21 protein-coding genes are annotated in these 23662 nt (G+C 70.4%); 8 read left to right on the forward strand and 13 right to left on the reverse strand.

The genetic code is table 11. The annotated features are described in order from the left end of the window. Window positions 1–15 precede the first annotated feature (15 nt). The gene (locus tag WH85_RS32555; protein WP_157411354.1) at window positions 16–1917 is read left to right on the forward strand and encodes a hypothetical protein; all 1902 of its coding nucleotides are present in this window, start codon (window positions 16–18) and stop codon (window positions 1915–1917) included. 27 nt (window positions 1918–1944) lie between these two features. On the opposite strand, the gene WH85_RS32560 is transcribed toward WH85_RS32555, so the two are convergent. Continuing rightward, window positions 1945–2769 (reverse strand): TIGR03619 family F420-dependent LLM class oxidoreductase, encoded by an 825-nt coding sequence (locus tag WH85_RS32560; protein ID WP_211275516.1) that lies wholly within the window; start codon window positions 2767–2769, stop codon window positions 1945–1947. 73 nt (window positions 2770–2842) lie between these two features. Here WH85_RS32560 and WH85_RS32565 point away from each other — a divergent pair, with 73 nt between their 5' ends. Continuing rightward, the gene (locus WH85_RS32565) at window positions 2843–3712 is read left to right on the forward strand and encodes a LysR family transcriptional regulator (RefSeq protein ID WP_045745908.1); all 870 of its coding nucleotides are present in this window, start codon (window positions 2843–2845) and stop codon (window positions 3710–3712) included. Between the two features lie 28 nt (window positions 3713–3740). On the opposite strand, the gene WH85_RS50895 is transcribed toward WH85_RS32565, so the two are convergent. Beyond that, window positions 3741–3878, reverse strand: coding sequence for a hypothetical protein (locus tag WH85_RS50895; protein ID WP_157411355.1), 138 nt, complete (start codon window positions 3876–3878; stop codon window positions 3741–3743). A gap of 155 nt (window positions 3879–4033) precedes the next feature. Here WH85_RS50895 and WH85_RS32570 point away from each other — a divergent pair, with 155 nt between their 5' ends. Beyond that, a complete protein-coding gene (locus tag WH85_RS32570) occupies window positions 4034–4432 on the forward strand; it encodes a Fur family transcriptional regulator (protein ID WP_045745909.1) in 399 nt (132 codons plus the stop codon). Between the two features lie 229 nt (window positions 4433–4661). On the opposite strand, the gene WH85_RS32575 is transcribed toward WH85_RS32570, so the two are convergent. The 9 genes from WH85_RS32575 to WH85_RS32615 form a co-directional block, all read right to left on the reverse strand. Further along, the gene (locus tag WH85_RS32575; protein WP_245674188.1) at window positions 4662–5138 is read right to left on the reverse strand and encodes a nitroreductase/quinone reductase family protein; all 477 of its coding nucleotides are present in this window, start codon (window positions 5136–5138) and stop codon (window positions 4662–4664) included. A gap of 4 nt (window positions 5139–5142) precedes the next feature. Next, window positions 5143–5808 (reverse strand): CBS domain-containing protein, encoded by a 666-nt coding sequence (locus WH85_RS32580; protein WP_045745910.1) that lies wholly within the window; start codon window positions 5806–5808, stop codon window positions 5143–5145. A gap of 86 nt (window positions 5809–5894) precedes the next feature. After that, the gene (locus tag WH85_RS32585) at window positions 5895–6656 is read right to left on the reverse strand and encodes a hypothetical protein (protein ID WP_045745911.1); all 762 of its coding nucleotides are present in this window, start codon (window positions 6654–6656) and stop codon (window positions 5895–5897) included. Between the two features lie 34 nt (window positions 6657–6690). Further along, window positions 6691–6984 (reverse strand): hypothetical protein, encoded by a 294-nt coding sequence (locus WH85_RS32590; protein ID WP_157411356.1) that lies wholly within the window; start codon window positions 6982–6984, stop codon window positions 6691–6693. Window positions 6985–7190: 206 nt separating this feature from the next. Next, window positions 7191–8888: a CBM35 domain-containing protein gene (locus tag WH85_RS32595; RefSeq protein WP_045745913.1), complete on the reverse strand. Its 1698-nt coding sequence runs from the start codon at window positions 8886–8888 to the stop codon at window positions 7191–7193. 34 nt (window positions 8889–8922) lie between these two features. Continuing rightward, a complete protein-coding gene (locus WH85_RS32600; RefSeq protein ID WP_045745914.1) occupies window positions 8923–10839 on the reverse strand; it encodes a glycoside hydrolase family 127 protein in 1917 nt (638 codons plus the stop codon). 9 nt (window positions 10840–10848) lie between these two features. Further along, on the reverse strand, window positions 10849–11610 hold the full coding sequence (locus WH85_RS32605) for a carbohydrate ABC transporter permease (RefSeq protein WP_157411358.1): 762 nt from the start codon (window positions 11608–11610) through the stop codon (window positions 10849–10851). 44 nt (window positions 11611–11654) lie between these two features. Next, complete coding sequence (locus WH85_RS32610) at window positions 11655–12590, reverse strand: carbohydrate ABC transporter permease (protein ID WP_045745916.1); 936 nt, start codon at window positions 12588–12590, stop codon at window positions 11655–11657. After that, window positions 12587–13843 (reverse strand): sugar ABC transporter substrate-binding protein, encoded by a 1257-nt coding sequence (locus WH85_RS32615; protein WP_045745917.1) that lies wholly within the window; start codon window positions 13841–13843, stop codon window positions 12587–12589. Before WH85_RS32615 ends, WH85_RS32610 begins: the two co-directional genes overlap by 4 nt. A gap of 189 nt (window positions 13844–14032) precedes the next feature. On the opposite strand from WH85_RS32615, the gene WH85_RS32620 reads away from it, so the two are divergent. The 4 genes from WH85_RS32620 (at window position 14033) to WH85_RS32635 (ending at window position 21060) form a co-directional block, all read left to right on the forward strand. Continuing rightward, entirely contained in the window at window positions 14033–15031 is a 999-nt protein-coding gene (locus WH85_RS32620; RefSeq protein ID WP_245674189.1) for a LacI family DNA-binding transcriptional regulator, read from the forward strand. A gap of 364 nt (window positions 15032–15395) precedes the next feature. Further along, on the forward strand, window positions 15396–18926 hold the full coding sequence (locus WH85_RS32625; protein ID WP_045745918.1) for a LamG-like jellyroll fold domain-containing protein: 3531 nt from the start codon (window positions 15396–15398) through the stop codon (window positions 18924–18926). Window positions 18927–18984: 58 nt separating this feature from the next. Next, entirely contained in the window at window positions 18985–20445 is a 1461-nt protein-coding gene (locus tag WH85_RS52455) for an ankyrin repeat domain-containing protein (protein ID WP_157411357.1), read from the forward strand. A 21-nt stretch (window positions 20446–20466) separates the two neighbouring features. Further along, window positions 20467–21060, forward strand: a complete 594-nt coding sequence (locus WH85_RS32635; protein ID WP_045745920.1) for a TetR/AcrR family transcriptional regulator — start codon at window positions 20467–20469, stop codon at window positions 21058–21060. Here the strand turns inward: WH85_RS32635 and WH85_RS32640 are convergent. Further along, a complete protein-coding gene (locus WH85_RS32640) occupies window positions 21017–21967 on the reverse strand; it encodes an ABC transporter substrate-binding protein (RefSeq protein ID WP_045745921.1) in 951 nt (316 codons plus the stop codon). The two genes, WH85_RS32635 and WH85_RS32640, sit on opposite strands and share 44 nt — an antisense overlap. A 138-nt stretch (window positions 21968–22105) precedes the next feature. After that, window positions 22106–23011 (reverse strand): alcohol dehydrogenase catalytic domain-containing protein, encoded by a 906-nt coding sequence (locus tag WH85_RS32645; protein ID WP_045745922.1) that lies wholly within the window; start codon window positions 23009–23011, stop codon window positions 22106–22108. Between the two features lie 98 nt (window positions 23012–23109). On the opposite strand from WH85_RS32645, the gene WH85_RS32650 reads away from it, so the two are divergent. Beyond that, complete coding sequence (locus WH85_RS32650; protein ID WP_045745923.1) at window positions 23110–23601, forward strand: MarR family winged helix-turn-helix transcriptional regulator; 492 nt, start codon at window positions 23110–23112, stop codon at window positions 23599–23601. The last annotated feature ends 61 nt before the right edge of the window (window positions 23602–23662 follow it).

The raw sequence follows: 23662 nt of genomic DNA on the forward strand, positions 1-23662 counted from the left end.
TCGATCATTCCGACCATGGAACCTCTCATGCGCGGCCTCTGCGCCGCCGCAGCCACCGCGGCCGTGGTGATCGTCGGGACTGCTGGTCCCGCCGCGGCCGTACCCGAAACTCCGCGTCTGCCCGCGGCCATCCCGAACCTCGACTCGACCTTCGGGTCGGGCGGTTACACGACGCTCGAGGGCAGCCCGGAAGACACCGAGGTCGACTCCACCGGCCGGGCCCTCATCCTCACCACCACCAAGGACGGCAAGGCCAGCCTCACCCGGCTGACCGCCAACGGGGCGAAGGACACCACGTTCGGCGTGAACGGCACCGTGTCGCTGCCGTTCGCCGGTGACATCTCGCTCGGTGTCGACGGCACGATCTCGATCGTCGGCAGCGGAGACGACGACAAGGGCGTCAACCTGCTCAAGCTGAGCTCGACCGGGCAGACCCTGCTGCAGACGCTGCTCGCCAAGGACGCGGCGGTCGACAAGATCCTCGACGTGGCGGCCCGCAAGAGCGGCGGTCTGCTGGTGCACGGCATCGACGAGGACACCACCCCGGCGACGCACACGATCACCGCGGTCACGCCCAGCGGCACCCTGGACAACACGTGGGGGCAGAGCGGCCTGCTCAACCTCAAGGACCAGAACCTGGTGTCGGTCGGCGTCAACGGCGACAACGTGCTGACGGTCGGCCTGAACGGCATCAAGAAGTACGGGATCACCGGCCTGCTGGACAAGCTGCTCGGCACCCTGAACCTGCCGCTCAAGTTCAAGCCGGACTCGGTCGAGTCGACGGGCAACGGTTTCCTGGTGAACGGCCTGCTCACCGGCCTGACCCAGCGGATGGCCGTGCTGAAGCTGCTGCCGAGCGGGCTGCCGGACACCTCGTTCGGGCTGGCCGGCCTGGCCGTCGGTGACGCCCACAAGTGCTCGCCGACCAGTGAGAAGTCGTTCACGACGAGCGTCGGCGTGTACGTGATCGGCTCCAACGCCGACTGCGGCGACGACAGTAACGTCTATGTGCACCGGTTCACGCTCAAGGGCCTCGACGACAAGCTGTTCGGCGACAACGGCGAGGTCGAGGTCGACGACGACCAGGACGAGCCGGCGCTCGGCGACAGCGACGGCGGCGCGCAGCCGGACGGCAAGGTTCTCGTGTCGTTCGCGTCCGGTACCGGCGACACCACCAGCATCACGCGTCTGCTGTCGAAGGCCGCGGGCGTTCTGCCGTTCGTCTCGTTGACGGCGTCGAAGGTGCTCGACCGGGTCGACACGCTCGCCAAGAAGACCGCCACCGTCCCGGTCCTCGGCAAGGGCGGCATCCCGTCGACCGGCGTCTCCGCGGTCACGCTCGACGTCACGGCGGACAAGACCAAGGGCGACGGCGGTGTCATCGCGTACCCATCGGGTGGGTCCGTGCCGAACCTTGTCACGAACCTGCACAACACGGGTCAGTCGGTCACCCAGCGGCTGACGGTGCCGGTCGGCAACGACGGCAAGGTGCTGCTGCAGAACGCCTCCACCGGCGCGGCGCAGCTGACCGCCAACGTGGTGGGCTACTACCCGACGGGCGGGTTCGTGCCGGTCACACCGACCCGCCTGCTCAACGGGCAGAACCTGGGCGGCGGCAGCTCGACCCCGGTGGTCGTCGGCGGCAAGAACGGCATCCCGTCGACCGGTGTCGACGCGGTCGTGGTGAACGTCGGTGTCGACGACGTGGCGAAGGCGGGCGGCCTGAAGGTCTTCCCGACCGGGTCGGCGGTCCCGTCGACGCTGCTGGCGTCGCACTCCGCGAACCAGCCGGGCAGCGCCACCCTGAACGTGAGCCTGGGCACCGGTGGCAAACTGAACGTGCTGAACACGGCGACGAGCACCGCCGATGTGACCCTCGACGTGGTCGGGTACATCCCCTCCTCGTCCGGGTCCTGACCTGACACCTCCTGGCGGTGGGTGGGCTCAGTGCCCGCCCACCGTCCGGTGTTCCGTCAGGAAACGTTCCACCTCGCCGGCGTCGTCGAGCGGCAACGGGTACACGATCAGCTCGTCGACGCCGAGGTCCGCGTAACGGCGGGCGTCGCCCGCGGAGACGGGCCTCATCGACTGGAAGTAGATCTCGAGGCGCCCCAGGTGGACCGGCCGGTCCACCTCACCGGCCACGCGTGCGAGTCGCGCCAGATGCCCGGTCAGATCCTCCGGGGTGTCGCCGACACCGAGCCAGGCGTGACCGCGGCTGACCGCCCGCCGCAGCGCCCCCTGGCTGTGCCCGCCCACCACGATCCGGACCCCGGACGGCCGTGGATGCGCGTCGATCCCCGCGAACGTCACGTGCCGCCCGTCGAAGGCGGGCCGGTCCGCCGTCCACAGCGTGTTCATCGCGTCGAGGTACTCGTCGGTCCGGGAGCCGCGTTCGGCCATCGGCACGCCCAGCGCCGCCAGTTCCGGCTCCAGGTAGCCGGCACCGATCCCGAGCCGGAATCGTCCACCGGTCAGAACGTCCAGGCTGGCCACCTGCTTGGCGAGGACCAGCGGGTTGCGCTGCGGCAGGATCACGATCCCGGTGCCCAGGGCGATCCGCGTGGTCACCGCCGCCACGTAGGCCAGGTGCACCAGCGGATCCAGGACCGGATCGGTGGGGTCCATCGGTGTCTCCGGCGTGCGTGGACTGGGCACCACGACGTGTTCGCCGGCCCACCACGACGCGTACCCCATCTCCTCGGCCAGTGTCGCGAGCCGGACCGTCGCCGCCGATCCGAGTGTCGCTTTGGCATTCAACCCTGTCACGCCCATTCGCATGCGTCCATGCTCGGGCCGTCGTCGCGGGCACGTCCAAGACTTGTTCGGATAGCTTTTGGTTATGGATGCGCACCTGCGGGATCTTCGGTACTTCGTCGCGGTGGCCGAGGAGCTGAGTTTCACCCGGGCGGCGGCGGACCGGCTGTTCGTCTCCCAGCCGTCGCTGAGCAAACAGATCCGGCAGTTGGAGCGATCACTGCGTACCACCCTGTTCGATCGCGGTCATCGCGCGGTGGCGCTGACCGAGGCCGGCGCCGCCCTGCTGCCCCGGGCGCGGCGGATCCTCGCCGACTGGGACGAGGCGCACCGCACCGTCGCCGGCCTGCACGAGCGGGTCCTGACCGTCGGCTTCCAGACCCGGATCAACCGGGGTTTGATCCCCACCGTCACCGCCGCGATCGCCCGGACGCTGCCGGGCTGGCAGTTGCGCTTCCGGCAGATCTCCTGGGCCGACCCGACCACCGGCTTGAGCAGCGGCGACGTCGACGTGGCGATCGCCTGGCTGCCGGTGCCGCCGGGCTATGCGTCCAAGACGATCCGCGCCGAGCGCCGCTGGGTCGCCCTGCGCGCCGACCATCCGCTCGCCGCCGTGCCGGAGGTGCCGTTCGCGGACTTGACGGACCAGCCGTTCGTGGCCCTGCCCACGACTGCCGGAGCCCTCCGCGACCACTGGCTGGCAACTGATCAGAGGCGGACACCAGCCCGGGTCACCGCAACCGCCACCACCAGCGACGAGGCGTGGGAGGCGGTCGCGTCCGGCCTCGGCGTGCTGCTGCTCGCCGAGGGCAACGTGGCCGCGTTCCAGCGCGACGAGGTGCTCTGCCGGCCGGTCACCGGCCTCCCCGACAGTCACCTGGCCGTCGTCTGGCGCGAGGCCGACACCCGCGAAGCGGTGCGTGTCTTCGTCGACGCGAGCTGCCTGTGCGTCTGACCCGCCAGCCATCTCCGGACGGTGGTGATCAGTTCTCCGGTGCGTCGCGCTCGTCGCCCAGCCGCGCCATCCGCGCCGCGATCCGGGCGACCCGGCCGATGTCCGGAACGGCCTTCGACCCGGACGGCATCGCCGACCACCACCGCCGCCGGCACACCCCAGCCACGGGAGAGAGGGGAGAGAGGGGAGACCGAGGCGGTCGGCGGCACGGACGCGCCGCGGTCGATCGCCCGGAAGGGGATCACATGCCGAAGGTTGCATAATTGCGGGATCGCCGCGGCCTCCTGTGCGGCCGACCTCCGGAGCCTCACCGTGAACTCGATGCCGAACGCGACCCGCAGCACCCGTCAACGCGGGGAGGTCCTCGCGTTGCTGCAGGAGGTCGAGGGTGCCCGCAGTGCCCAGCAGCTCTACCTGATGCTGCAGGAACGCGGCGCCAAGGTGGGGCTGACCACGGTCTACCGGACGTTGCAGCTGCTGGTGGACGCCGGCGAGGCCGACAGCACCCGGCTGCCGGGCGGCGAGCAGCTGTTCCGGCTGTGCAGCCGCACCCACCACCATCACCTGATCTGCCGGCAGTGCGGCAAGACGGTCGAGGTGGCCGGGCCGGCGGTGGAGAAGTGGGCCGACGAGGTGGCCCACGAGCACGGGTTCACCGACGTGGGCCACACCATCGAGATCTTCGGCCGGTGTGCGGAGTGCAGCAAGACCCCGGGCTGAGCGATGGGCGGCGCCGGGCTAGACACCTAATGAGTCAGTCAGGGTCTGCCTCTGTGGTGATTTCGGGCGCTCAGCACGCCCCAATTCACCACACCCACAACAGCGTGGTGATTTGGGGCGTCCAGCGCGCCCGTAATCACCACACCACCAGGGGTGTGGTGAATTGGGGTGCCCAGCGCGCCCGAAATCACCACGCGGATGGGCTTCGCACCCTGACCACGAAACGTGTCTAGGCGGCGGGCCGGTCGATCCGGAACACCGGGTAGCGGTCGGCGATCGCGGCGAACTCGCCGATCGGGGCGGCCCGGTCCACCGGGATGTGCGGCCGGGCGCCGGGCGCCACGGCCAGAAACCGCCGCAGGATCTCCGGGCGGTCCGCCGGCGGCATCTCATGGAGTACGACCGGCTCGCGTCCCCGCCGGCGAAGGACCGCACGGCCGCCACCCGCACGGACGTTGGCGACCCAGTTGGTGTCCGCGCCGAGCATCGACACGAGATAGCGCTCACCCCGGAACCGGGTCACCACCAGCGGGAACGCGACGGTGCGCCCGCTGCGGCGGCCGGTCACCTCCAGCGTCACCCAGTGTGACGGGGACAGGAATCCGGCACCGAACTGGGCGGCGGAGATCCGGTTCAGCAGGCGGGCCAGCCGGTTGGGGCGGCCCGCCCGGTACATCCAGCGGCGCCACGCGCCCGGCCGGGACACCGGCTCAGGCCACGTAGAACACGCCGGCGGTGACGGTGTCCTCGAAGGCCACCGTGAACCGGTCGACGACTTGGACCACGCCGGCGACCTGCTCGGCCAGCCGGACCGCCAGATCGGCGGAGGACCGGCGGTCCAGGTCACCGGTCAACGTCACCACGCCGCCGCTGACCGTCACCGAGACGGCACCGCCGAGGACGGTCAGGACGTCGGCGGTCACGTCGGCGCTGATCTCGTCGTCCGGCCGCAGGTGCGTCTTGAGCAGGTCGCTGCGGGCCACGATGCCGACCAGCCGGCCCAGGTCGTCGACGACCGGCAGCCGCTTGACGTGTGCGGTGTCCATCAGGCGGGCGGCGGCGGTCAGGGAGGTGCCTTTCAGGGCGACGACCGCCGGGCTGGTCATCAGGTCGGCGGCAGTGCCGGCCCGCGCCTTCGCCCGGCCGGCGCGGCGCCGGGGACCCTCGAGCAGAGGGGCGTCCTCCCCGGCGTACTCGATCTTGCGGAGCAGATCCGCCTCGGAGATCACCCCGCTGACCCGCTGGAAGGCGTCGACCACCGGCACCGCGCTGAAACGCTTGCCCACCAACAGGTCGACGACCTCCCGGTAGGTGGCGTCCGGCGCCACCGCCACGACCGCCTCGGTCATCACGTCGTCCACGGTCCAGGCCCTCATCCCGGCCACCCGCCTTCCCTCGTCCCGACCCGCCATCCACCTCTGACGATAGGAGGCGGGCGGTCGGCGGTTCAGGGCCGAACGGCCTACCGCCCCGGGACCCTCGCCAGCCGGTCCGCTTCGGCGGCGGCCTCCCGGGAGTCGCTGCCCAGGCCGATCGCGGCGGCGTACTCCGCGAAGAGCCGGAGATGAACGATCAGATCTTCCCGCGCAGCGTCCGGGTCCACCTGCGACCAGCGGCGGGTTTCGGCGAGTGCCTCCCGCGCGGCGCGCAGGGCCTCGTTGCGCCGGCTGCCGGCCTGCCACCGGGCCCGGGCCAGCTCGCCCCAGGCCCGGCCGAGTTCGCGGGAGTCACCCGAGTGGCGCAGGCTGCCGACCCGCGTCTCGGCGACGCGCACAGCTTTCAGATCCGCCTGATAGGCGGCAGCGGGGGTGGGAGCCCGCCGGCCGGGAACGGGACCGTTCTGCAGCAGGGTCGCGGACGCCGGCAGGGTGGCGGCCAGCCGATCGGCCAGCGCGGTCGCCTCGTCGGTGCGGCCCATGTCGTTGAGCAGCGACGCGGTGATCGCCACGGTCCGTGCCGCGGCCGGGGTGCCGGGGTCCACGGTGAGCGGGAGCGCCTCGGCGACGTCGCGGTCCGCCTCGGCCTGACGGCCCCGGGCCTGCAGGCAACCGGCCCGGACCACGAGTGCCTTGGCCAGGGCGGCCGGCCGCCGGTCGGCGGATCTGCGGCGCGCGGCCACCGCCTGGTCGGCGTAGAGCAGCGCGGTGCGGGCCTCACCCACCGCGGACAGGCGGACCGCCCACCTCTCCCGGCTCCCGGCCCGCAGCACATCCCACCACCACATGGACTGCAGGATAGGGGCCGCCGCCAAGAGCCCGTCAGCGGTGCGTGTCGGGTCCGATCTGGACGAAGCCGCAGTCCATCTGCAGGCAGTCGGCCTGGCAGAGTTGCAGGCAGCGCTCGCCGGCCGGGTCGAGCGGCGAGGCCCGGGTCAGGTCCATCGTGATGCGTTCCGGGCGGTGCCGGCGGAGCGCGTTGATGACGGCCTTGTGGAGGCGGCGGGCACCGGCCCGGTCGATCGTGCCGGTGACCGTGACACGCAGGGCGCCCGGGCCGTCGCCGAAGGTGTCGACGTGCAGCTGGTCGGCGGCCAAAGTGGTCTCGGGATGCATGCGGGAGCTCCGGTCCTCGAGCGGGCGCTGGATCCCTCGCTGCTGAAGGACGGTCACCATTGTCGCCGAGGGGCCACCGGTGCCTGGTCTCCCGAAAGGGTGATGCGCTCGGTGAAGACCCGTCCGGGTGGCAGATCGCCACCAGGGGGTGAGGCTGTTCGCGGAGCCCCGGTCGTGTCCGGAGAAGGTCACGACCGGGGCATCCGTCAGGAGAGGGTGATCGCGTCCAACTCGGCGTACCCGGTGCCGCCGGCGAAGTTCGGTGAACCCTTGGCCAGCCGGATCGTGTTCCAGCCGGCGTTCAGGTTGACCGTCGCGTTGACCGAGGCGCCGAAGCTGCCCCACGTCCCGGTCACCGGATAGCTCACCGTGGACCACGCCCCGCCGTTGTACGCGAGCCCGTGCGTAGCCGTCGCGCCCGAGGCGTTCGCGTAACGGATGTTCATCGTGTACGCCCGCGCCTGCGGCACGTTGACCAGGAAGTCGACGAACGAGGCGTTGCGCGCGTTGCCCGTGCCGTCGAGCTGACCGACGTAACCGCCGTTGGACGCGGACGTCGAGGTGAACCGGTTGGCGTTGACCACGGTGGCGTTCTCCGCCTCGTACCGTTGTTGCCAGGTCGGCACCCCGGACGTCGGGGTGACCAGCAGCTGGTACGAGTCCCACGCGTGCATCCCGGTCACCGGCACGCTGATGCCGCCGCCGGACACGGTGTGGACCGACGACGACACCGTGATCGGCGCGCTCTGGTTGGTGGACCGGCCGCCGTACCCGCTGCGGAGCAGGGTCACCTGGACCTGCGAGCCGAGCCCGCTGATCCCGTTGACCCGGACGGTGTTGTCACCGCTGTCGCCGCCCAGCACCACGTTCACGATCTTGCGGGTGCTGTCGTAGGAGGCGACCCCTTCCAGCCACGAGCCGGGCACCGTCTGCACGATGTTGCCGGCCATGTCGCCGTACCACTTGTAGGTCCAGTACGACGAGGTCGGCAGATTGTTGTTGAGCAGTCCGTTCAGGGTGCCCGCCTCGTACCAGTAGGCGCGTTCCGCGGACCGGATCCCGTGCCGCTCGAACACCGCCATGTAGTGCACCGCGACGCTGGGGATGTCGACCTGCGACGGCGACGCGTACTCGTTGATCGAGATCGGACGCGGGCTGATGCCCAGCGACGTCTCGATGGCCCGGTAGTCGGCGACGTGCGCGGCCACGTTGAGGTAGCTGTCGTTGTCCAGCTCGTGCCAGACGATCACGTCGGGCAGGGTGGCGGTGTCCCTGGCGTTGGTGAGGAACTCGACCATCCCGTTGTGGTTGTAGATCGAGTGGCTGGGCCCGACGATCGGGGTGACCGTGTCGAGGGTGCGGATCAGCCGGTGGGTGCGGGTCCAGCCGGCGGTGAACGCCCCGGCCGCCGCGGTGTTCCACGTCCAGTCCGGCTCGTTCCACAGTTCCCAGCCGTCGACGTTGGTGGCCGAGGTGGCGTTCAGCCGGGCCTGCACCATGGTGCGGACCTTGGCCTCCCAGTCCGCCCAGCTCACCCACCGGTAGGGGAAGTTCGGGTAGATGTCCGGCATCCGGTAGAACTGCTGGGCACCGGCGCTGGTGACCTTGCCGGCGACTTCGAGGCCGTCGCAGCACGGCTCGGTGGCGCCGTTGCCGAGCTGCGTGCCGCCGGGCGGCGGCTGGGTGAGGTGGTTGAGCCGCAGCGGGTACATCTGGCCGAGCGGCGGTCTACTGCCGGTGTCCACGGCGTACAGGCCGCCGGACGCGACGTGGGTGACCGGCCGGACGGTGGTGCCGACGTTGACGGTGAGGGTGTTGCCGGCGGCGGCCGCCGGGCTGGGGACGGCCAGCCCGGTGGTCACCAGCAGGGCGGCGAGCAGCAGTGCCTTTCTTCGGGAACGCATTGCTTCACCTCGGGGGATGGGGAAAAGGGGACGGTTACTCCTCCCGCGTGGCCAGCGGGATCCAGACGCGCATGGCGCCGGGGGACCGGTTGGCCCACAGGAAGTAGGGGATGGCGGTGACGGTGGCCGCCGTGGTCTTGAAGGATGAGATGTCGGAATAAAGAGGAACAAAATTGGAAGACCGCACCCGCATGGGTACGCGCAGAGTGACCGGAGACAATCCGCCGGAGTGATAGGACACCGCCAGCGGCGCCGCCGGATCCAGCGCGAGATCCTCCACATCGTGGTCGGCCGGGACGTCGGCCTGCTCCAGGCAGTAGACGAGCGGGCCGCGGGCCAGCGCCACCGCGCCCCGGCTGGCGTCCACCCGCGGATGCGCCGCGACCAGGCGCGACGGCATGGTCAGCGTGAGGACGACCGTGTCGCCCGGCTTCCACGAGCGGTGCAGTCGCAGGTAGCCGTCCTGGATCTGCCCCCGGGCCGGAGCCTGCGTCCCGTTGACGATCAGCCGCGGGGCGTCGCACCAGGCGGGCACCCGCATCGCCAGCGTCCACGGTGTGTCCGACGCCGACGAGACCGTCACGGTGATCTGCTCGTCCCACGGGTACCGGGTGTCGACGGTGACCTCGTGCCCGCCGCCGGCGACGGTTCCCGGACCGTAGAGGTGGAGCTGCAGGCCGTCGCCGGCCGAGCCGGTGGCCACGTATCCGTGCAGCGACGCCATCAGGCGGGCCAGGTTCGGTGGGCAGCACGCGCACGAGTACCAGCTCAGACGCTGGGTCGGCGCGTCCTCGTGTGACCCGTCGTGCCCGGTCCGCAGGTGCAGCGGGTTGGAGTAGAAGAACGCCGTCCCGTCCACCGAGGTGCTGCCCGCGATGCCGTTGAGCAGCACCCGTTCCATCTCGTCGGCGTACCGGGCCTCGCCGGTGGCCAGCAGCAGCCGCCACGCCAGCTGGAAACTGCCGATCGCGGCGCAGGTCTCCGCGTACGCCCGGTCCGGCGGCAGCTCGTAGGGGTCACCGAACGCCTCGTCGCGGTGCCGGGAGCCTTGGCCGCCGGTGACGTAGGTGCGGCTGTTCTGCGCCGAGTCCCACAGTCGCACCACGGCGTCCAGCAGTTCCCGGTCGCCGGTCTCGACGGCCACGTCCACCGCGCCGGCCAGCAGGTAGAGCTGCCGGACCACGTGACCGGTGACCTCGGCGGCGCTGCGCAGCGGCTCGTGGTCCTGGAAGTACCGCGGACCGAACCGGCCCTCGCCGAGCACCCCGTGGCCACGGTTGTCCACGAACCGGCCGGCCAGGTCCAGGTAGGGCCGGTGGCCGGTGACCCGGTACAACTCCACGAGCGCGGTCTCGATCTCCGGATGCCCGTCGACCTCGGGCGAATCCCCGTACCGTGTGACGAGGAGATCGGCGAAACGGCGCGCGACCGTCAGCACCTGCTGGGCCGCGGCGTCACCCGGTGCGGTCCGGGCCGCGGCGACCGCCGCCTGGATCAGGTGACCGGCGGTGTACATCTCGTGGCTGAAGTGCAGCTCGGTCCACTGCTTGTCCCGGTTCTCCACCTGGTAGTACGAGTCCAGGTAGCCGTCCGGGTCCTGCGCCTTCTCCAGCAGCGCGGCGGCGTCCACGGTGAACGGCGACGCGGTGCCGGAGCGGCCCTGTTCCCAGAACGCCGCCTCGAGCGTCTTGTGCACATCGGTGTCGGCGAACCAGAACCCGCGGAACGCCACGTCGGAGCGGTCCCCGGTGACCCGGCGCAGGTTGGCCAGGTTGCCGTGACGGTCGAGCTGCGTCACGCAGTGCGGCAGGGTGGCGGTCGCGTTGCGTTCCTGCCAGCCGCCGAGCAGGCCCTCCGTGCTGAGCCGCACGCCACTCGCGGGCAGCGGGCGCAGCGCGGAGATCGCGTCGGCGGTGGGCAGGACGGGGCCGTGCGGCACGAAGTCGTTCATGTTCCTTCTTCAGTCCTTGACGGCGCCGGCGGTCACACCGGCGGCCACGTACCGCTGAGCCAGGATGAGCAGCAGCGTTGCCGGGATGGAGGCGACCACGGCGGTCGCCATGATCGCGTTCCACTGTTGGTTGTTGTTGCCGATGTAGTGGTAGATGCCGAGGGTGATCGGCTGGTGGTCGCCGCCGCCGTCGAGCGTGGTGGCGAAGACGAAGTCGGACCAGGCCCACAGGAACGCGAACAGGCTGACCGTGACGATCGCGTTGCGGGAGACCGGCAGGATCACCGATCGGAAGGTGCGCCACCGGGACGCGCCGTCGATCTGCGCCGCGTTGATCAGCTCGTCGGGGATGCCGGACATGAACGCCGTGAAGATCAGCACGCTGAACGGCACCGCGATGGTGGAGTCCGCCAGGATCAGGCCCGGGATCGTGTTGAGGACACCGAGCCGCAGGTAGATGGCGTAGAAGCCCATCGCCATGATGATCCCCGGGATCATCTGGGCGATCAGCAGCACGAAGCTGAGCGTGCCGCCACCCTGCGGGCGCAGCTTGGCCAGCGCGTAACCGGCGGGCGCCGCGAGGACCAGGGTCAGCGCGACGGTGCCGAGACCCACGATCAAACTCGTTCCGAGGTACGGGAGCTGCTGGTCGAGCACCGCGCGGTAACCCTCGAGGGTCCCGTCCCAGGGGAACAGGTGCGGTGGGTCGGCGCGCATGTCGGTGTCCTTCGTGAAGGACACGTTGACCATCCAGTACACCGGGAACAGCATGATCGCGGTGAAGAGCAGTCCGAGGCCGGTCTTGGCGTACTGCCTCACAGGCTCTGCCTCCTCTGGATCCGGATGTACAGCAGTCCGAACACCAGCGCCATGACGATCAGCAGGTTGCCGACCGCGGCGCCCGGTCCGAACTCGGGCAGCAGGTTGCCGAAGGAGAGCCGGTAGGACCAGGTCGCGAAGGTCGTCGACGCGTCGGCCGGCCCGCCCTTCGTCATGATCCAGATGATGTCGAAGACCTTGAGCGTGTAGACCAGCCCGAGCAGCAGGGTGATCGCCGAGACCGGACGGAGCAGCGGGAACGTGACCCGCCAGAAGCGCTGCCACCCGTTGGCGCCGTCGATCGCGGCCGCCTCGTGCACCTCGGCGGGGATCGCCTGCAGGCCGCTGTGGAGCACCACCAGGTTGAACGGGATACCGATCCAGATGTTCGCGATGACGACGCTGGCCAACGCCCAGTCCGGTGACGTCAACCAGTTGACTGCATCAACATTGACCAGCGAGAGTGCATGGTTGACGACCCCGGAGTCGCTGTTCAACATCCAGGACCACGTCGACGCGCTGACGATCAACGGCAGCAGCCACGGTACGAGGAACAGCGCCCGCAACGTCGACGACAACCGGAAGTGCTGGGCGAAGAACACCGCGAGCGCCAGTCCGGCCGCGAACTGCACCGCGATCGAAGCGACCGTGAACACCAGCGTGTGCAGCAGCGCCGGACCGAAGGTGGGATCGGCGAACACGGTCCGGTAGTTGTCCAGTCCGCTGAACGGCGCGTCCCCCCGTACGAACGACCGGACGGTGTAGTGCCGCAGGCTCAGGTCCAGGTTGCGGTAGAGCGGGTACGCGTAGAAGGCGACCAGGTAGACCACGACCGGAGCGAGGAACGCCCAGGCGGCGAGCCTGTCGTGGCCTGCGGGCCGGACCCGGGGCTTCTCCCGGGTCCGGGCCAGGGTCGAGGCGTGCGATGTCACTTGGTCGCCGCGGCTGCCGTGGTCTGGGCGGTCTTCAACGCGTCCGCCGGGGAGGCCGACCCGCTCAGTGCCGCCTGGAACGCGGTCCACAGCGGCTGCGAGATCTTCGGGTACTTGGTGCCGAGGTCGTCGCTGGTCCGGCCCTTGGCCGCCTTGACCGCCTCCACCCACACGGTCAGCTCGTCGTCGTCGGCGACCTGCGTGCGCTGGACGGCGTCGGTCGCGGCGATGTACGACAGCGTGGTGTCCGTGGCGAGCGCGTTGTCCGCACTGGTCAGGCAGGCGACCAGCTTCTCCGTGACGGCGTAGCGCGCGGTGTCGGACTGGACCGGGGCGGTGACGAACTCGCCGCCGGTGGGCGCCGGGGCGGTGCCACCGGCCTGCGACGGGATCGGGATGATCCCGTACTCGAAGCCGGTCTTCTTGGCGTTGGCCAGCTGCCACGTGCCGTTCTCGGCGAACGCGAAGTCCCCGGCGGCGAACTCCTGCCAGCTGGTGGTCTGCGTGTTGTTGAGGACCGAGTTCGGCGCGTAGCCGTTCTTCAGCCAGTCGGTCCACAGGGTCAGCGCGGCGACGCCCTGCGCCGAGTCGAGCTGTGTCAGGTTCGCGCCTGCGCCCCAGAACCAGGGCAGGAACTGGAACGAGCCCTCCTCGGTGCCGATCGCCGAGAAGGTGATGCCCTTCTTGCCGGCGGTCTTCACCTTCGTCAGCGCCGCGGTCAGCGAGGTCCAGTCGGTGACCGTCGCCGGGTCGACGCCGGCCGCGTCCAGCACCTTCTTGTTGTAGTAGAGCGCGAGGGTGTTGGCGCCGATCGGGATGCCGTAGGACTTGCCGCCGATCCGGCCGGCCGCGAGCAGGTTCGGCGAGACCGCGGCGACGTCCACCTTCACCTCGTCGGTGGTGGTCAGCACCCCGGCGTCGGCCAGCGTGGACACCACCGGGTTGTCGACGATCAGGACGTCGGGGGAGTTGTCCTGCTGGGCGGCGAGCAGCGCCTTGTTGGTCAGGTCGGTGGTGTCGTATCCGGTGCGCTCGACGGTCACCCCGGCGTCGGTGCCGCACGTCGTCAGCAGCCGCACCCACGCGGAGCTGTCGTCGAACTGCGGGTACGGATCCCAGATCGTGTAGTCGCCGGTCGGTGTGGCGCCACCGGAACCGGACTCGGACGAGCAGCCGGTGGTGACCAGGCAGGTGGCGAGGGCGACGGCCACGGCGGCGCGCAGGCGTCGCCGAGAGTTTCGGAAGGAAGGCATATCGAATCCCCTAACAAGGAGTGTTCAATGCGTGGTGCGATGGGGGCGGTGCACCCGAGCCGGATAGGCTAGGAAATCGATTGCCTAGACGCTAAGTAGCGGCTTGCTCGCATGTCAAGAGCAAGTTACCGTCCCATTACGCAGGGCCCTTCGGCCCGTCCGGAAACCTGGGAGGAAACTCTGAGCAGCGTGGAACGCGCGGTCACCATCAGCCAGGTGGCGGCGCTCGCGGGGGTCTCCACCGGCACGGCGTCCAAAGCGCTCAACGGTCGCGGCGCGCTCCGGCCGGAGACCCGGTTACGTGTCCAGCAGGCCGCCGAGCGGCTCGGATTCGTCGCCAACGCGGCCGCCCGCAGCCTGCAGACCGGCCGCACCTACACGGTCGGCATGATCACCACGGACAGCATCGGCCGGTTCAGCATCCCGCTGCTGATCGGTGCCGAGGACGCGCTCGGGGCCGGGCAGATGTCGGTCTTCCTCTGCGACGCCCGCGACGATCCGATCCGCGAGCAGTACTACCTGAAGACGCTGCTCAGCCGCAAGGTGGACGGGATCATCGTGACCGGCCGGCGGACCCTGGCGCGGGCCCCGATCGGCGTGCGCCTGCCGGTCCCGGTGGTGTACGCGTTCATCAGCTCCGCCGACCCGGACGACTGCTCGGTCGTCCCGGACGAGGCAGACGGCGCCCGCCGGGCGATCCGGCACCTGCTCGCCATCGGCCGGCGCCGGATCGCCCATGTCACCGGGCCGGAACATCACCACTCGGCGACGATCCGGGCGTCCGCGGCGGCCGACGCGCTGGCCGCCGAGGGGCTGACCTCGGCGGCGCCGACACTCTACGGGGAATGGAGTGAGGCGTGGGGGCGGCAGGCGGCCGGGATCCTGCTGTCGACCGGCGCCGACGTGGACGCGGTCTTCTGCGGCAGCGACCAGATCGCCCGCGGGCTGGCCGAGGCGCTGCGCGATGCCGGCCGGGTGATCCCGCGGGACGTGGCGCTTGTCGGGTTCGACAACTGGGACGTCATGGTGGAGGGCTGCCGGCCCGCGCTGACCAGCGTGGACATGGATCTGGAGGGGATCGGCCGGACGGCGGCCGAGCTGCTGCTGCAGACCATCAACGGTGATCCGGTCCGCGGCCAGCACGCCCGCCCGTGCCGTCTGGTGCCGCGCGCCTCCACCGCCGTCTGACCACACCCCAAGCAGTGTGTCGACTTCCGGCGTCCACGGCGCCCGAAGTCACCACACCCCAAGCAGTGTGTTGATTTTGGGCGTCTACGGCGCCGGAAGTCATCACACCCCGAGCGGTGTGTTGATTTTGGGCGTCTACGGCGCCGGAAGTCACCACACCCCGAGCGGTGTGTTGACTTTGGGCGTCCACGGCGCCGGAAGTCATCACAGCCCAAGCAGTGTGTTGACTTTGGGCGTCTGTGGCGCCTCAACTCAACACGCCCTGAGGGGTGTTGTGGGCGGCAATCGATTTCCTGAAGGGCATTGACGGGCGTGGTTCTCTCTCCGTAACGTTCGCGCAACCGTCCCGCGACATGGAGAACACATGAGTCCCGGAAGACGCTTGCTCACCGTGGCCGTCATCGTGGCGCTGCCCGTCATCCCCGCCCTCCCCGCGCACGCCGCGGACCTCCCGGTCCCGGTGCTCGCCTACGACTTCGACGCCGACGACCTCAGCACCGGCGTGATCACCGACAGCTCCGGCAACGGACTCGACGGCGCCCTGGTCAACGGCTCCACCGCCGCCCTGGTCGACGGCGCGTCCGGCGGGCACGCCGTCCAACTGCCCGGCGGCGGTCCCACCTCGGACGGCGCGTACGTCCGCATCCCGATCGGCGCACTCCAGGGACGCACCGAGCTGACCGTCTCCACCCGGATCCGCTGGGACGGCACCACCGCGCCCTGGCAGTGGATCTACGCGCTCGGCACGGACACCACCCGCTACCTGTTCAGTACGCCGTACAACGGCGACGGCCGGCTGCGGAGCTCGGTCACCACCGGCGGCGGCGGAGCGGAGGCCCAGGTCACCGGGGTGGCGGCGCTGCCCGCGAACTCCTGGAAGACGCTGACCGTGACACTCGGCGGCGGACGGATCGCCGGCTACCTGGACGGCGCGCAGGTGTCGTCGGCGGCCACCACGATCACCCCGGCCCAACTCGTCGACGCGAGCACCCCGCACGCCGGGTACATCGGACGCTCGTTCTACCAGGACCCGCTCTTCGACGGGGCGGTCGACGACTTCCGCGTCTACGGCACGGCGCTCACCGCCGACCAGGTCGCCGAGGACTACGGTGCGACACCGCCCACCGCCACCGGGATCAGCCAGACCGCATTCGACGTGCGGACCACCATCGGGACGGCGCCCACGCTGCCGGCCGCGGTCCGCGGCACGTTCAGCGACGGCTACGACCGGGACGTCCCGATCACCTGGGACGCCGTCGACCCTGCGCGGTACGCCCAGCGCGGCACCTTCAGCGTGAACGGCGTCGTGGCCGGCCGGACCGTGACCGCCACGGTGACCGTGGTCCGCGAGGGCGAGCTGATCGTCGACCTCGGCGAGACCACCGGCGACTTCCACGGTGGCGCGGCCGGCACGCTCTACGGCCTGTACGGCGACGGTGTCCCGACGAACAACCTGATCGAGGGCATGCACCTGCGGACCGTGTCGACCAAGGCGCAGGACGGACCGCAGCACCCCGGTGCGGACGCCCTCGAGGTGGTGAAGCCGCTCGCCGACAGCACCGACGGCGACGTCTACATCTACATGACCGACATCCACCGCGGATTCCCGTACCAGTGGCCGGGCAGCACCCCGCAGGAGAAGCTCGACCTCTTCAAACAGAAGATCGTCAAGCAGGTCGAGCAGGTGCTCACCCTGGAGCCGGAGTATCGCGACAACATCGTCTTCGTGCCGTTCAACGAGCCCGAGGGCAACATGTTCGGCACCGGCGAGTGGAGTTACAACCGGGTCAGCTGGCTCAGCGACCCGGACGACTATCTGCAGGCCTGGGACGACGTCCACGAGATCATCAAGAGCCGGATCCCGGACGCGCGGATCGCCGGGCCCAACACCAGCATCCTGTATGACCAGGTCAAGGGCTTCCTGACGCACACACTGGCGGCCGGAACACTGCCCGACGTGATCACCTGGCACGAGCTGAGCCACCCCGAGGCGGTCCGCGAGTCGGTCGCGAAGTACCGGGCGTGGGAGGCCGAGCTGCTGCCCGGCGAGCACCTGCCGATCAACATCAACGAGTACGCCTTCAACTACCACACGAGCGTGCCCGGCCAGATGATCCAGTGGATCTCGGCGATCGAGGAGTCCAAGGTCGACGCGGACATCGCGTACTGGAACATCGACGGCAACCTGTCTGATTCGGCGGTGCAGGCCAACCGGGGCAACGGGCAGTGGTGGCTGTTCAACGCGTACGGCAGCATGACCGGCCAGACCGTCAAGGTGTCGCCGCCGTTCCCCGGGCAGAACTACACGCTGCAGGGAGTGGCCAGTCTCGACACCGCCAAGAAGCAGGCGCGGTTGATCTTCGGCGGGGCGTCGAGTGCCGGATACATCCGCTTCGACGACGTGCCGACATCCTTCGGCAAGAAGGTGCACGCCTGGATCCGGGAGATCCCGTGGACCGGGCAGATCGGCGACTCGGCCCAGCCGCGACTCCTCGCCGACAAGGACCTCACGGTCGTCGACGGATCGGTCGTGATGGAGTTCGACCGCTTGACGGAGGCTTCCGCGTACGAAATCGTGGTGAGCCCCGCCGGGAAGAGCGACCGGACCGCCGGGTCTCCCGCCACCTGGCAGGGATCCTACGAGGCGGAGGACGCCCGCTACACCGGCAGCGGTTACAGTCGCAACGGCCCGGAGGGCTCGCCGTCGGACGTGTCGAAGTTCTACACCTCGGGCGGATACGACGTGGGCGGCCTGCGGACCGGCAGCGACGGCGTGCTCGACTTCACCGTCGACGTGCCCACCACCGGCACCTACGACCTGAGCGTCTTCGCCAACTCGCTGAACACCTACGACCTCGTCAAGGACCAAGGGCCGACCAATATCTTCGTACGCGTGGACGGCGCCGCCGAACAGGAGTTGTTCCTGCCGCTCGGCTACAAATGGGTGGTCTGGGACCACGCGGACACGACGGTCGACCTGACCGCCGGCCGGCACACGATCTCGCTGGCGGCCCGCAGTCTCGACGGCACCCGGGGCACCGAGGGCGACGCGATCCTCGACCGGATCACCCTCGCCCTGCCCCGCCCGGCCGCCACCTACGAGGCCGAACTGGCCGACCTGGCCCGCGCGAAACCGTTCTACCAGCGACACGCCGGTGCCGAACTCGGCAGGGGCGGGACGGCGACGTTCTGGGTCTACGCGAAGGCCGACGCGGAGGCGCTGCTCGACCTGGCCGTGGACCGCGGCTCGGTGCGTGTCACCGTCAACGGGATCACCACGTCCCCGAAGGCCGCCGTCTCGCTCTCCGGCGGCGTCAACAAGGTCGTGGTGACCGGCACCGCGAAGGGCACCCGGATCGACCGGCTCGACGTGCGGCCGTCCGCCGGCAGGCTGCCGCTGACCGTCCTGGAGGCCGAGAACGCCACGGTGGGCGGCACCGCGTCGGTGGTGACGAAGCCACTCGCCAGTGGGACGAAGGCCGTCACCGGTGTGGGTGGACTTCCCGGCAACGGCAACACGTTGACGTTCCCGGTGACCGCGGCACGGGCCGGCACCTACGCCCTGCGGATCCGGTACTCCAACCCGGAACAGGCGGTGGCCACCCACTACAACCCGGACCCGCTGGCCCGGCACGCCGACCTGTCGGTCAACGGGGGAACGGCCACCCGGGTGCTGTTCCCGCACAGCTTCCACGACGACAACTTCTGGGAGCTGACCGTGCCGGTGACCCTCGAGAAGGGCGGCAACACCCTGTCGTTCCGCTCGCAGGAGTTGCCCAACTTCGACGGCACCACCTACGCCTCGGACGACTGGCCGGACGTGCTGCTGCGGTCGGCGTACGCCCCGCTGATCGACAAGGTGACCGTCACCCCGTTCAGCACGACCGTTCGTTGACGATGCGCGGGGCCGGTCGATGCCGGCCCCGCGCACCTTTCCGGTAAACATGGAAGGTATGAGCGATCTCGCGGCCTGGGAGAGAATCCGCCGATACGCGGTGCCCGCATCGATGATCGCGGCCTGTGCCGAAGCCCGGGAACGCGGCGACTGGCGGGCCGCCTGTGCCGCCGCCCGCTACGACATCGCCTTCGACGCCCTCGACGACGACCTGGCCGGCGAGGCCGAGAAGGCCGCCGCCGACCTCGCGCCCGACCTGCTCCGATGGCACCTTCCGCGGATCCTCGACGGATACCACACCCTGGTCCGCGACCGCCGGTACGCCCTGATCCCCGACGAACCGTCGGGTGTGTTCCTGACCGTGCAGACGGCGCGGTCCCGGCTCGGCTCGCAACGCCTCACCCTCGCGGCGTCCCGGAGTTGCGACGGCTGCCTGCCGGTCCCCGCCCACCAATGGTCGGCCACTGGTGACCATCTCGGGGTGCCCGGGAACGACCGTCTTCGGGTGCAGAACGCGCCTACCCTGGCGGCGGCCTTCGGCGAGGCCGGGCTCGTGGTCACCGACGACCCGGAGGAACACTGGCCCCGCTACGAGAACGGCCCGGTCATGTCGGCCGTCGACCCGGTGCGGCTGGCCCGCGACGTGCGGTGGCTCAGCAGCCGGTGCGACTCCACGACCTGGGCATTGTGGGTGGACGCCTGGTGGTTCCTGCGCCTCGACGTGACCGACGCGCGGATCGGCGTGTCCTGGCAGTCCTGCGGGCTGGGCCGCAACCCGCCCGAACGCCTGCTGCCCCGCCTGGAACCGGACCAGTTCCGCTACTCCCTCGACCACGACCTGATCGCCCGCGGTCTCCTGACACCCGATGACCTGCACCCGTTGGCGCGCGACATCCCCTCGACCTCCGGACCGGCGGTGCGGGTGGTCGAGGCCGCCCCGGCGGACACGGTGCGGGTGCCCTGCCAGGAAGGTGATCACGAGGTCGGCGTGCGTCTCGGCTGCCTCGAACTCTGCGCGCACACGCCCGCCGAACAGCAGCGCGAACGGACCCTGCGTGCCCTCCGCGGCGAGGTCACCGGCTGTTTCGCCCTCGACCAGGCGTGGTCCGACGGCGCCCACGACCTGCTGCCACCCGAACTCCAGCGGCACCGCGACGACCTCTGGCAGCGGATGATCCACGGCGGCACCGGTGTCGTCCTGTCCCTGCTGGACGAGGGCCTCGACCCGCAGCTGAAGGACCCGCACGGGCGTACCCTCCTGCATTGGATCGTCGCCTTCGATCCGGCGATGCTGCTGCCGCGGCTGATCGCGGCCGGGCTCGACGTCAACGCCCGGGACCGCGACGGGAACACGCCGCTGCACTACGCCGTCGACAACCGGGGACCGGCCGCCCTGCTGGTGGCGCTCGCCGAGGCCGGTGCCGACCCGGACGCGGTCAACAGCGAGGAGATGTCACCACGCGACCACCTCGCCACCCTCGGGGACGCCGAACTCGAAAACAGCATCGACCGCTTTTGACAACTGTCTAATGTTGCGGTGATGGAAGAACGACAGGACCGCCGAGCGCTGCGCAACCGGTCCGCGCTGATGGCGGCCGCGGTGCGACTGGTCACCGAAGCCGGCACCACCGCCGTGCCGGTCGGCGTGTTCACCGACGCCGCGACGGTCAGCCGGCAGCTCGTCTATCTGCAGTTCGGTGATCGCGACGGCCTGCTGGTGGCGGCCGCGGCGGACCTGGTGGAACGCGAGCTGCTCCCGGCCCTGGCCGATCCTGATCAGCCGATGCGGGTGCGGATGCTGGCCATGGCCCGGCACTTCGCCGGGTACCGGGAGTTCTACCGGGCCATGCTGACCGGCTCGTGCGCGTTCGCGATGACCCGGGTGCTGCACGAACTGTTCGGCGCGCTGATCACCCCCGACGGGCTGCGGGGCGCCTTCGGCGACCTCGACCCGGCGGTGATCCACGACCTGCGGGCGTTCGTCACCGGCGGCGCCGGGACCATCGTCAGCGAGTGGCTGGCGGGCGACGACCCCGGTCCGCTCGACCCGGACCGGCTGACCGCCCGCCTGGTCGCCCTCGCCGACGTGGTCAGGATCCGGGGAGCAGCGCGGTCAGATCCGGCTCTGCGGTGAGCAGACCGTCCTCCCTCGCCAGCCGCCCGAGTTCGGTCACCGACCCGCGGTTCACCTCGACCGGCCAGCGCGGCAGCACCAGCGCGTCCCGTGTCTCCGGGCTGATCTTCGTGTACGTGCCGAGCGCCGCCCGGACCTCGTCCGGATGCGTGTCCGCATAGGCCAGCGACTGCCGCATCGCGGTCGTGAACCGTGTGACCAGCTCCGGGTCCTCCGCGATCAGCTGCTGCGAGGTGAAGTACATCGCGACGGTCAGGTTCGGTGCGGCCTCCGCGTACGGGGAGGCGATGCGCCGCGCCCCGGCCGCGATGGCCGCCTGCTGGAACGGCTCGACCACGAAGATCGCGTCCACCCGCCCGGCCTGCAACGCCGGCACCTGGTCGGGGAACGCCAGTTCGGTGAAGCGGACGGCGCTCGCATCCCCGCCGGCCTTCTTGACGGTCGCCTTGACCGTCGTCTCGGTGATGTTCTTCAGCGTGTTGGCCGCGACGGTCCGCCCGCCGAGGTCCTTGGCCGACCGGATCGGACTGTCCGCCCGGACGTAGAGCCCGCCGAAGTCGTTCGCGGCGTCCCCGGTGGAGTTGTTGCCGTTCGCCACCACCCTGATCGGCACGTTCCGTCCCTGGGCCAGCAGCAGCGAGATCGTGTTGCTGAACCCGAACTGGAACTCGGCGCTCAGCACGCCCGGCACGATCGCCGCGCCGCCCTGCGCCGTGGTCAGTGTCAGGTCGATGTCCTGTTGCCCGAAGAATCCCTGCGCCTGTCCGAGATAGATCGGCGCCACGTCGACGATCGCGATGACCCCGACGGCGACCTTGTCCCGCTTCCCGGCGTCGTCGTCCCTGTCCCCCGTGCCGCCACATCCTGCCAGCAGCAGAAACGCGGCGGCCGCAGCAAAGCGTCTCATCCGGCCAACCTAGGGCCGGGCGCTGCCGGAGGTCAACGACCGTCGATGCCATGATCGGCCACGGGAGGGCGCCCCCGTGGCCTGCCCGGTGTTCAGAGTTCCTCAGTGGCCTCCGGGGCCTCAGGTTCCTCAGTGGCCTCAGGGGGTGACGACGATCTTGCCCTGGGTCCGGCCCTGTGCGGACAGGTCGTGCGCCTCGGCGATCCGCTCCAGCGGGAACGACGCGGCGATGCTGGGAGCCCAGCCGCCGCGGGCGCCCAGAGCCGAACCCTCGGCCAGCAGGGCCGGGTTGTTGCCCGCACTGAGGTGGCGTACGCCCAGACCCTCGGCGCGCAGGTGGTCGGCGACCGTCACCACACGGGACGCGTCCCCGGCGATGCCGACCAGGTCCGGCAGCGAACCGAGGCCGGCCGTGTCGACGACGCCGTCCACCCCGTTCGGCGCGAGTTCCTTGACCCGGGCGGCAAGGCCTTCGCCGTACGTGGTGGGCACCGCACCCAGTGAGCGCAGGTAGTCGTGCTTGCCCGCGCTGGCCGTGCCGATCACGGTCGCGCCGCGGGACACCGCGAGGGCGACCGCCGCACTGCCCACGCCGCCGGCCGCGCCCTCCACCAGGATCGTGCGGCCGGACACGTCGCCGAGCGCGTCGAGCGCCGCGCCCGCGGTGTCCACCGCGAGGCCGGCCGCCGCGCCCTGCTCGTCGGTCCAGGCGTCCGGCACCGGGGCCCAGGCGGACAGGACCGCGTACTCCGCGGAGCCACCGAAGAGCCCGCCCAGACCGAAGACCCGGTCACCGACCGTGACGCCGGTGACGCCGTCGCCGATCTCGTCCACGACGCCGGCCGCGTCCCGGCCCGGAATCGCCGGGAACTCGACCGGGAAGTAGTCACGGACCGCACCCATCCGGATCTTCCAGTCGACCGGGTTCACGCTGGCCGCGGCCACCTTGATGCGGACCTCGCCGGGGCCGGCGTGCGGCTGGGGGGCCTCCTCGATGACGAGGACGTCGGTGGATCCGTAGTCGTGAAAGCGTGCGGCTCGCATAGTTTCCATGGAAAGTAACGTAACGTCGAGATACTTTCCGCGGCAAGTGTTATCCGGATTACTTTCCGCGGAAACGAACTCGTGTTAGCGTCGCCGCCGTGAGCCGGGACGATCTGACCCCCGTCGAGCTGGAGACATGGAGCTCCCTGCTCGGTGTGATGATCTGGCTGCCCGCCGCCCTCGACGCACACCTGCGAGAGTCCGGCCTCAGCCACAGCGACTTCCAGACCCTGTGGTGGCTGCACCTCAGCGACGACGGCACCTGCACCATGGGCGACCTGGCCAGCACCGCCAGCGTCACGCCCTCCCACCTGTCCCGCATCGCCACCCGCCTGCAGAAACAGGGCCTGATGGAGCGCCGCCCCGACCCGCGCGACGCCCGCTTCACCCTGGCCGCGATCACGCCCCTCGGCCGGGCCAAGGTGGAGGCCTGCCTGCCCGGGTACTACGCGGCCCTCCACGAGAACCTGTTCCGCCACCTGACCGCCCCCCAGGTCGAGCAGTTGCGGGTCATCACCGGCGGCGTGCTGCTGGCCCTGCACCCGGCGTGCGCCCCCGCCTCGTTCACGCCGCCGGCCCCGCAGCCCTAACACCTCTAGACACTTTTCGCAGTCAGGGTCTGCCTCTGTGGTGATTTCGGGCGTTCAGCAC

It is taken from the genome of Actinoplanes rectilineatus (genome assembly GCF_000962825.1).
GTDB classification, from domain to species: Bacteria; Actinomycetota; Actinomycetes; order Mycobacteriales; family Micromonosporaceae; genus Actinoplanes; species Actinoplanes rectilineatus.

Excerpts from the sequence above, each read along its gene's own strand:
- WH85_RS32555 (WP_157411354.1), top strand. The coding sequence starts at position 16 with ATGGAACCTCTCATGCGCGGCCTCTGCGCCGCCGCAGCCACCGCGGCC.
- WH85_RS32565 (WP_045745908.1), top strand. The coding sequence starts at position 2,843 with ATGGATGCGCACCTGCGGGATCTTCGGTACTTCGTCGCGGTGGCCGAG.
- WH85_RS32570 (WP_045745909.1), top strand. The coding sequence starts at position 4,034 with ATGCCGAACGCGACCCGCAGCACCCGTCAACGCGGGGAGGTCCTCGCG.
- WH85_RS32580 (WP_045745910.1), bottom strand. The coding sequence starts at position 5,808 with ATGAGGGCCTGGACCGTGGACGACGTGATGACCGAGGCGGTCGTGGCG.
- WH85_RS32585 (WP_045745911.1), bottom strand. The coding sequence starts at position 6,656 with ATGTGGTGGTGGGATGTGCTGCGGGCCGGGAGCCGGGAGAGGTGGGCG.
- WH85_RS32590 (WP_157411356.1), bottom strand. The coding sequence starts at position 6,984 with ATGCATCCCGAGACCACTTTGGCCGCCGACCAGCTGCACGTCGACACC.
- WH85_RS32595 (WP_045745913.1), bottom strand. The coding sequence starts at position 8,888 with ATGCGTTCCCGAAGAAAGGCACTGCTGCTCGCCGCCCTGCTGGTGACC.
- WH85_RS32600 (WP_045745914.1), bottom strand. The coding sequence starts at position 10,839 with ATGAACGACTTCGTGCCGCACGGCCCCGTCCTGCCCACCGCCGACGCG.
- WH85_RS32605 (WP_157411358.1), bottom strand. The coding sequence starts at position 11,610 with ATGCTGTTCCCGGTGTACTGGATGGTCAACGTGTCCTTCACGAAGGAC.
- WH85_RS32615 (WP_045745917.1), bottom strand. The coding sequence starts at position 13,843 with ATGCCTTCCTTCCGAAACTCTCGGCGACGCCTGCGCGCCGCCGTGGCC.
- WH85_RS32625 (WP_045745918.1), top strand. The coding sequence starts at position 15,396 with ATGAGTCCCGGAAGACGCTTGCTCACCGTGGCCGTCATCGTGGCGCTG.
- WH85_RS52455 (WP_157411357.1), top strand. The coding sequence starts at position 18,985 with ATGAGCGATCTCGCGGCCTGGGAGAGAATCCGCCGATACGCGGTGCCC.
- WH85_RS32635 (WP_045745920.1), top strand. The coding sequence starts at position 20,467 with ATGGAAGAACGACAGGACCGCCGAGCGCTGCGCAACCGGTCCGCGCTG.
- WH85_RS32640 (WP_045745921.1), bottom strand. The coding sequence starts at position 21,967 with ATGAGACGCTTTGCTGCGGCCGCCGCGTTTCTGCTGCTGGCAGGATGT.
- WH85_RS32645 (WP_045745922.1), bottom strand. The coding sequence starts at position 23,011 with ATGCGAGCCGCACGCTTTCACGACTACGGATCCACCGACGTCCTCGTC.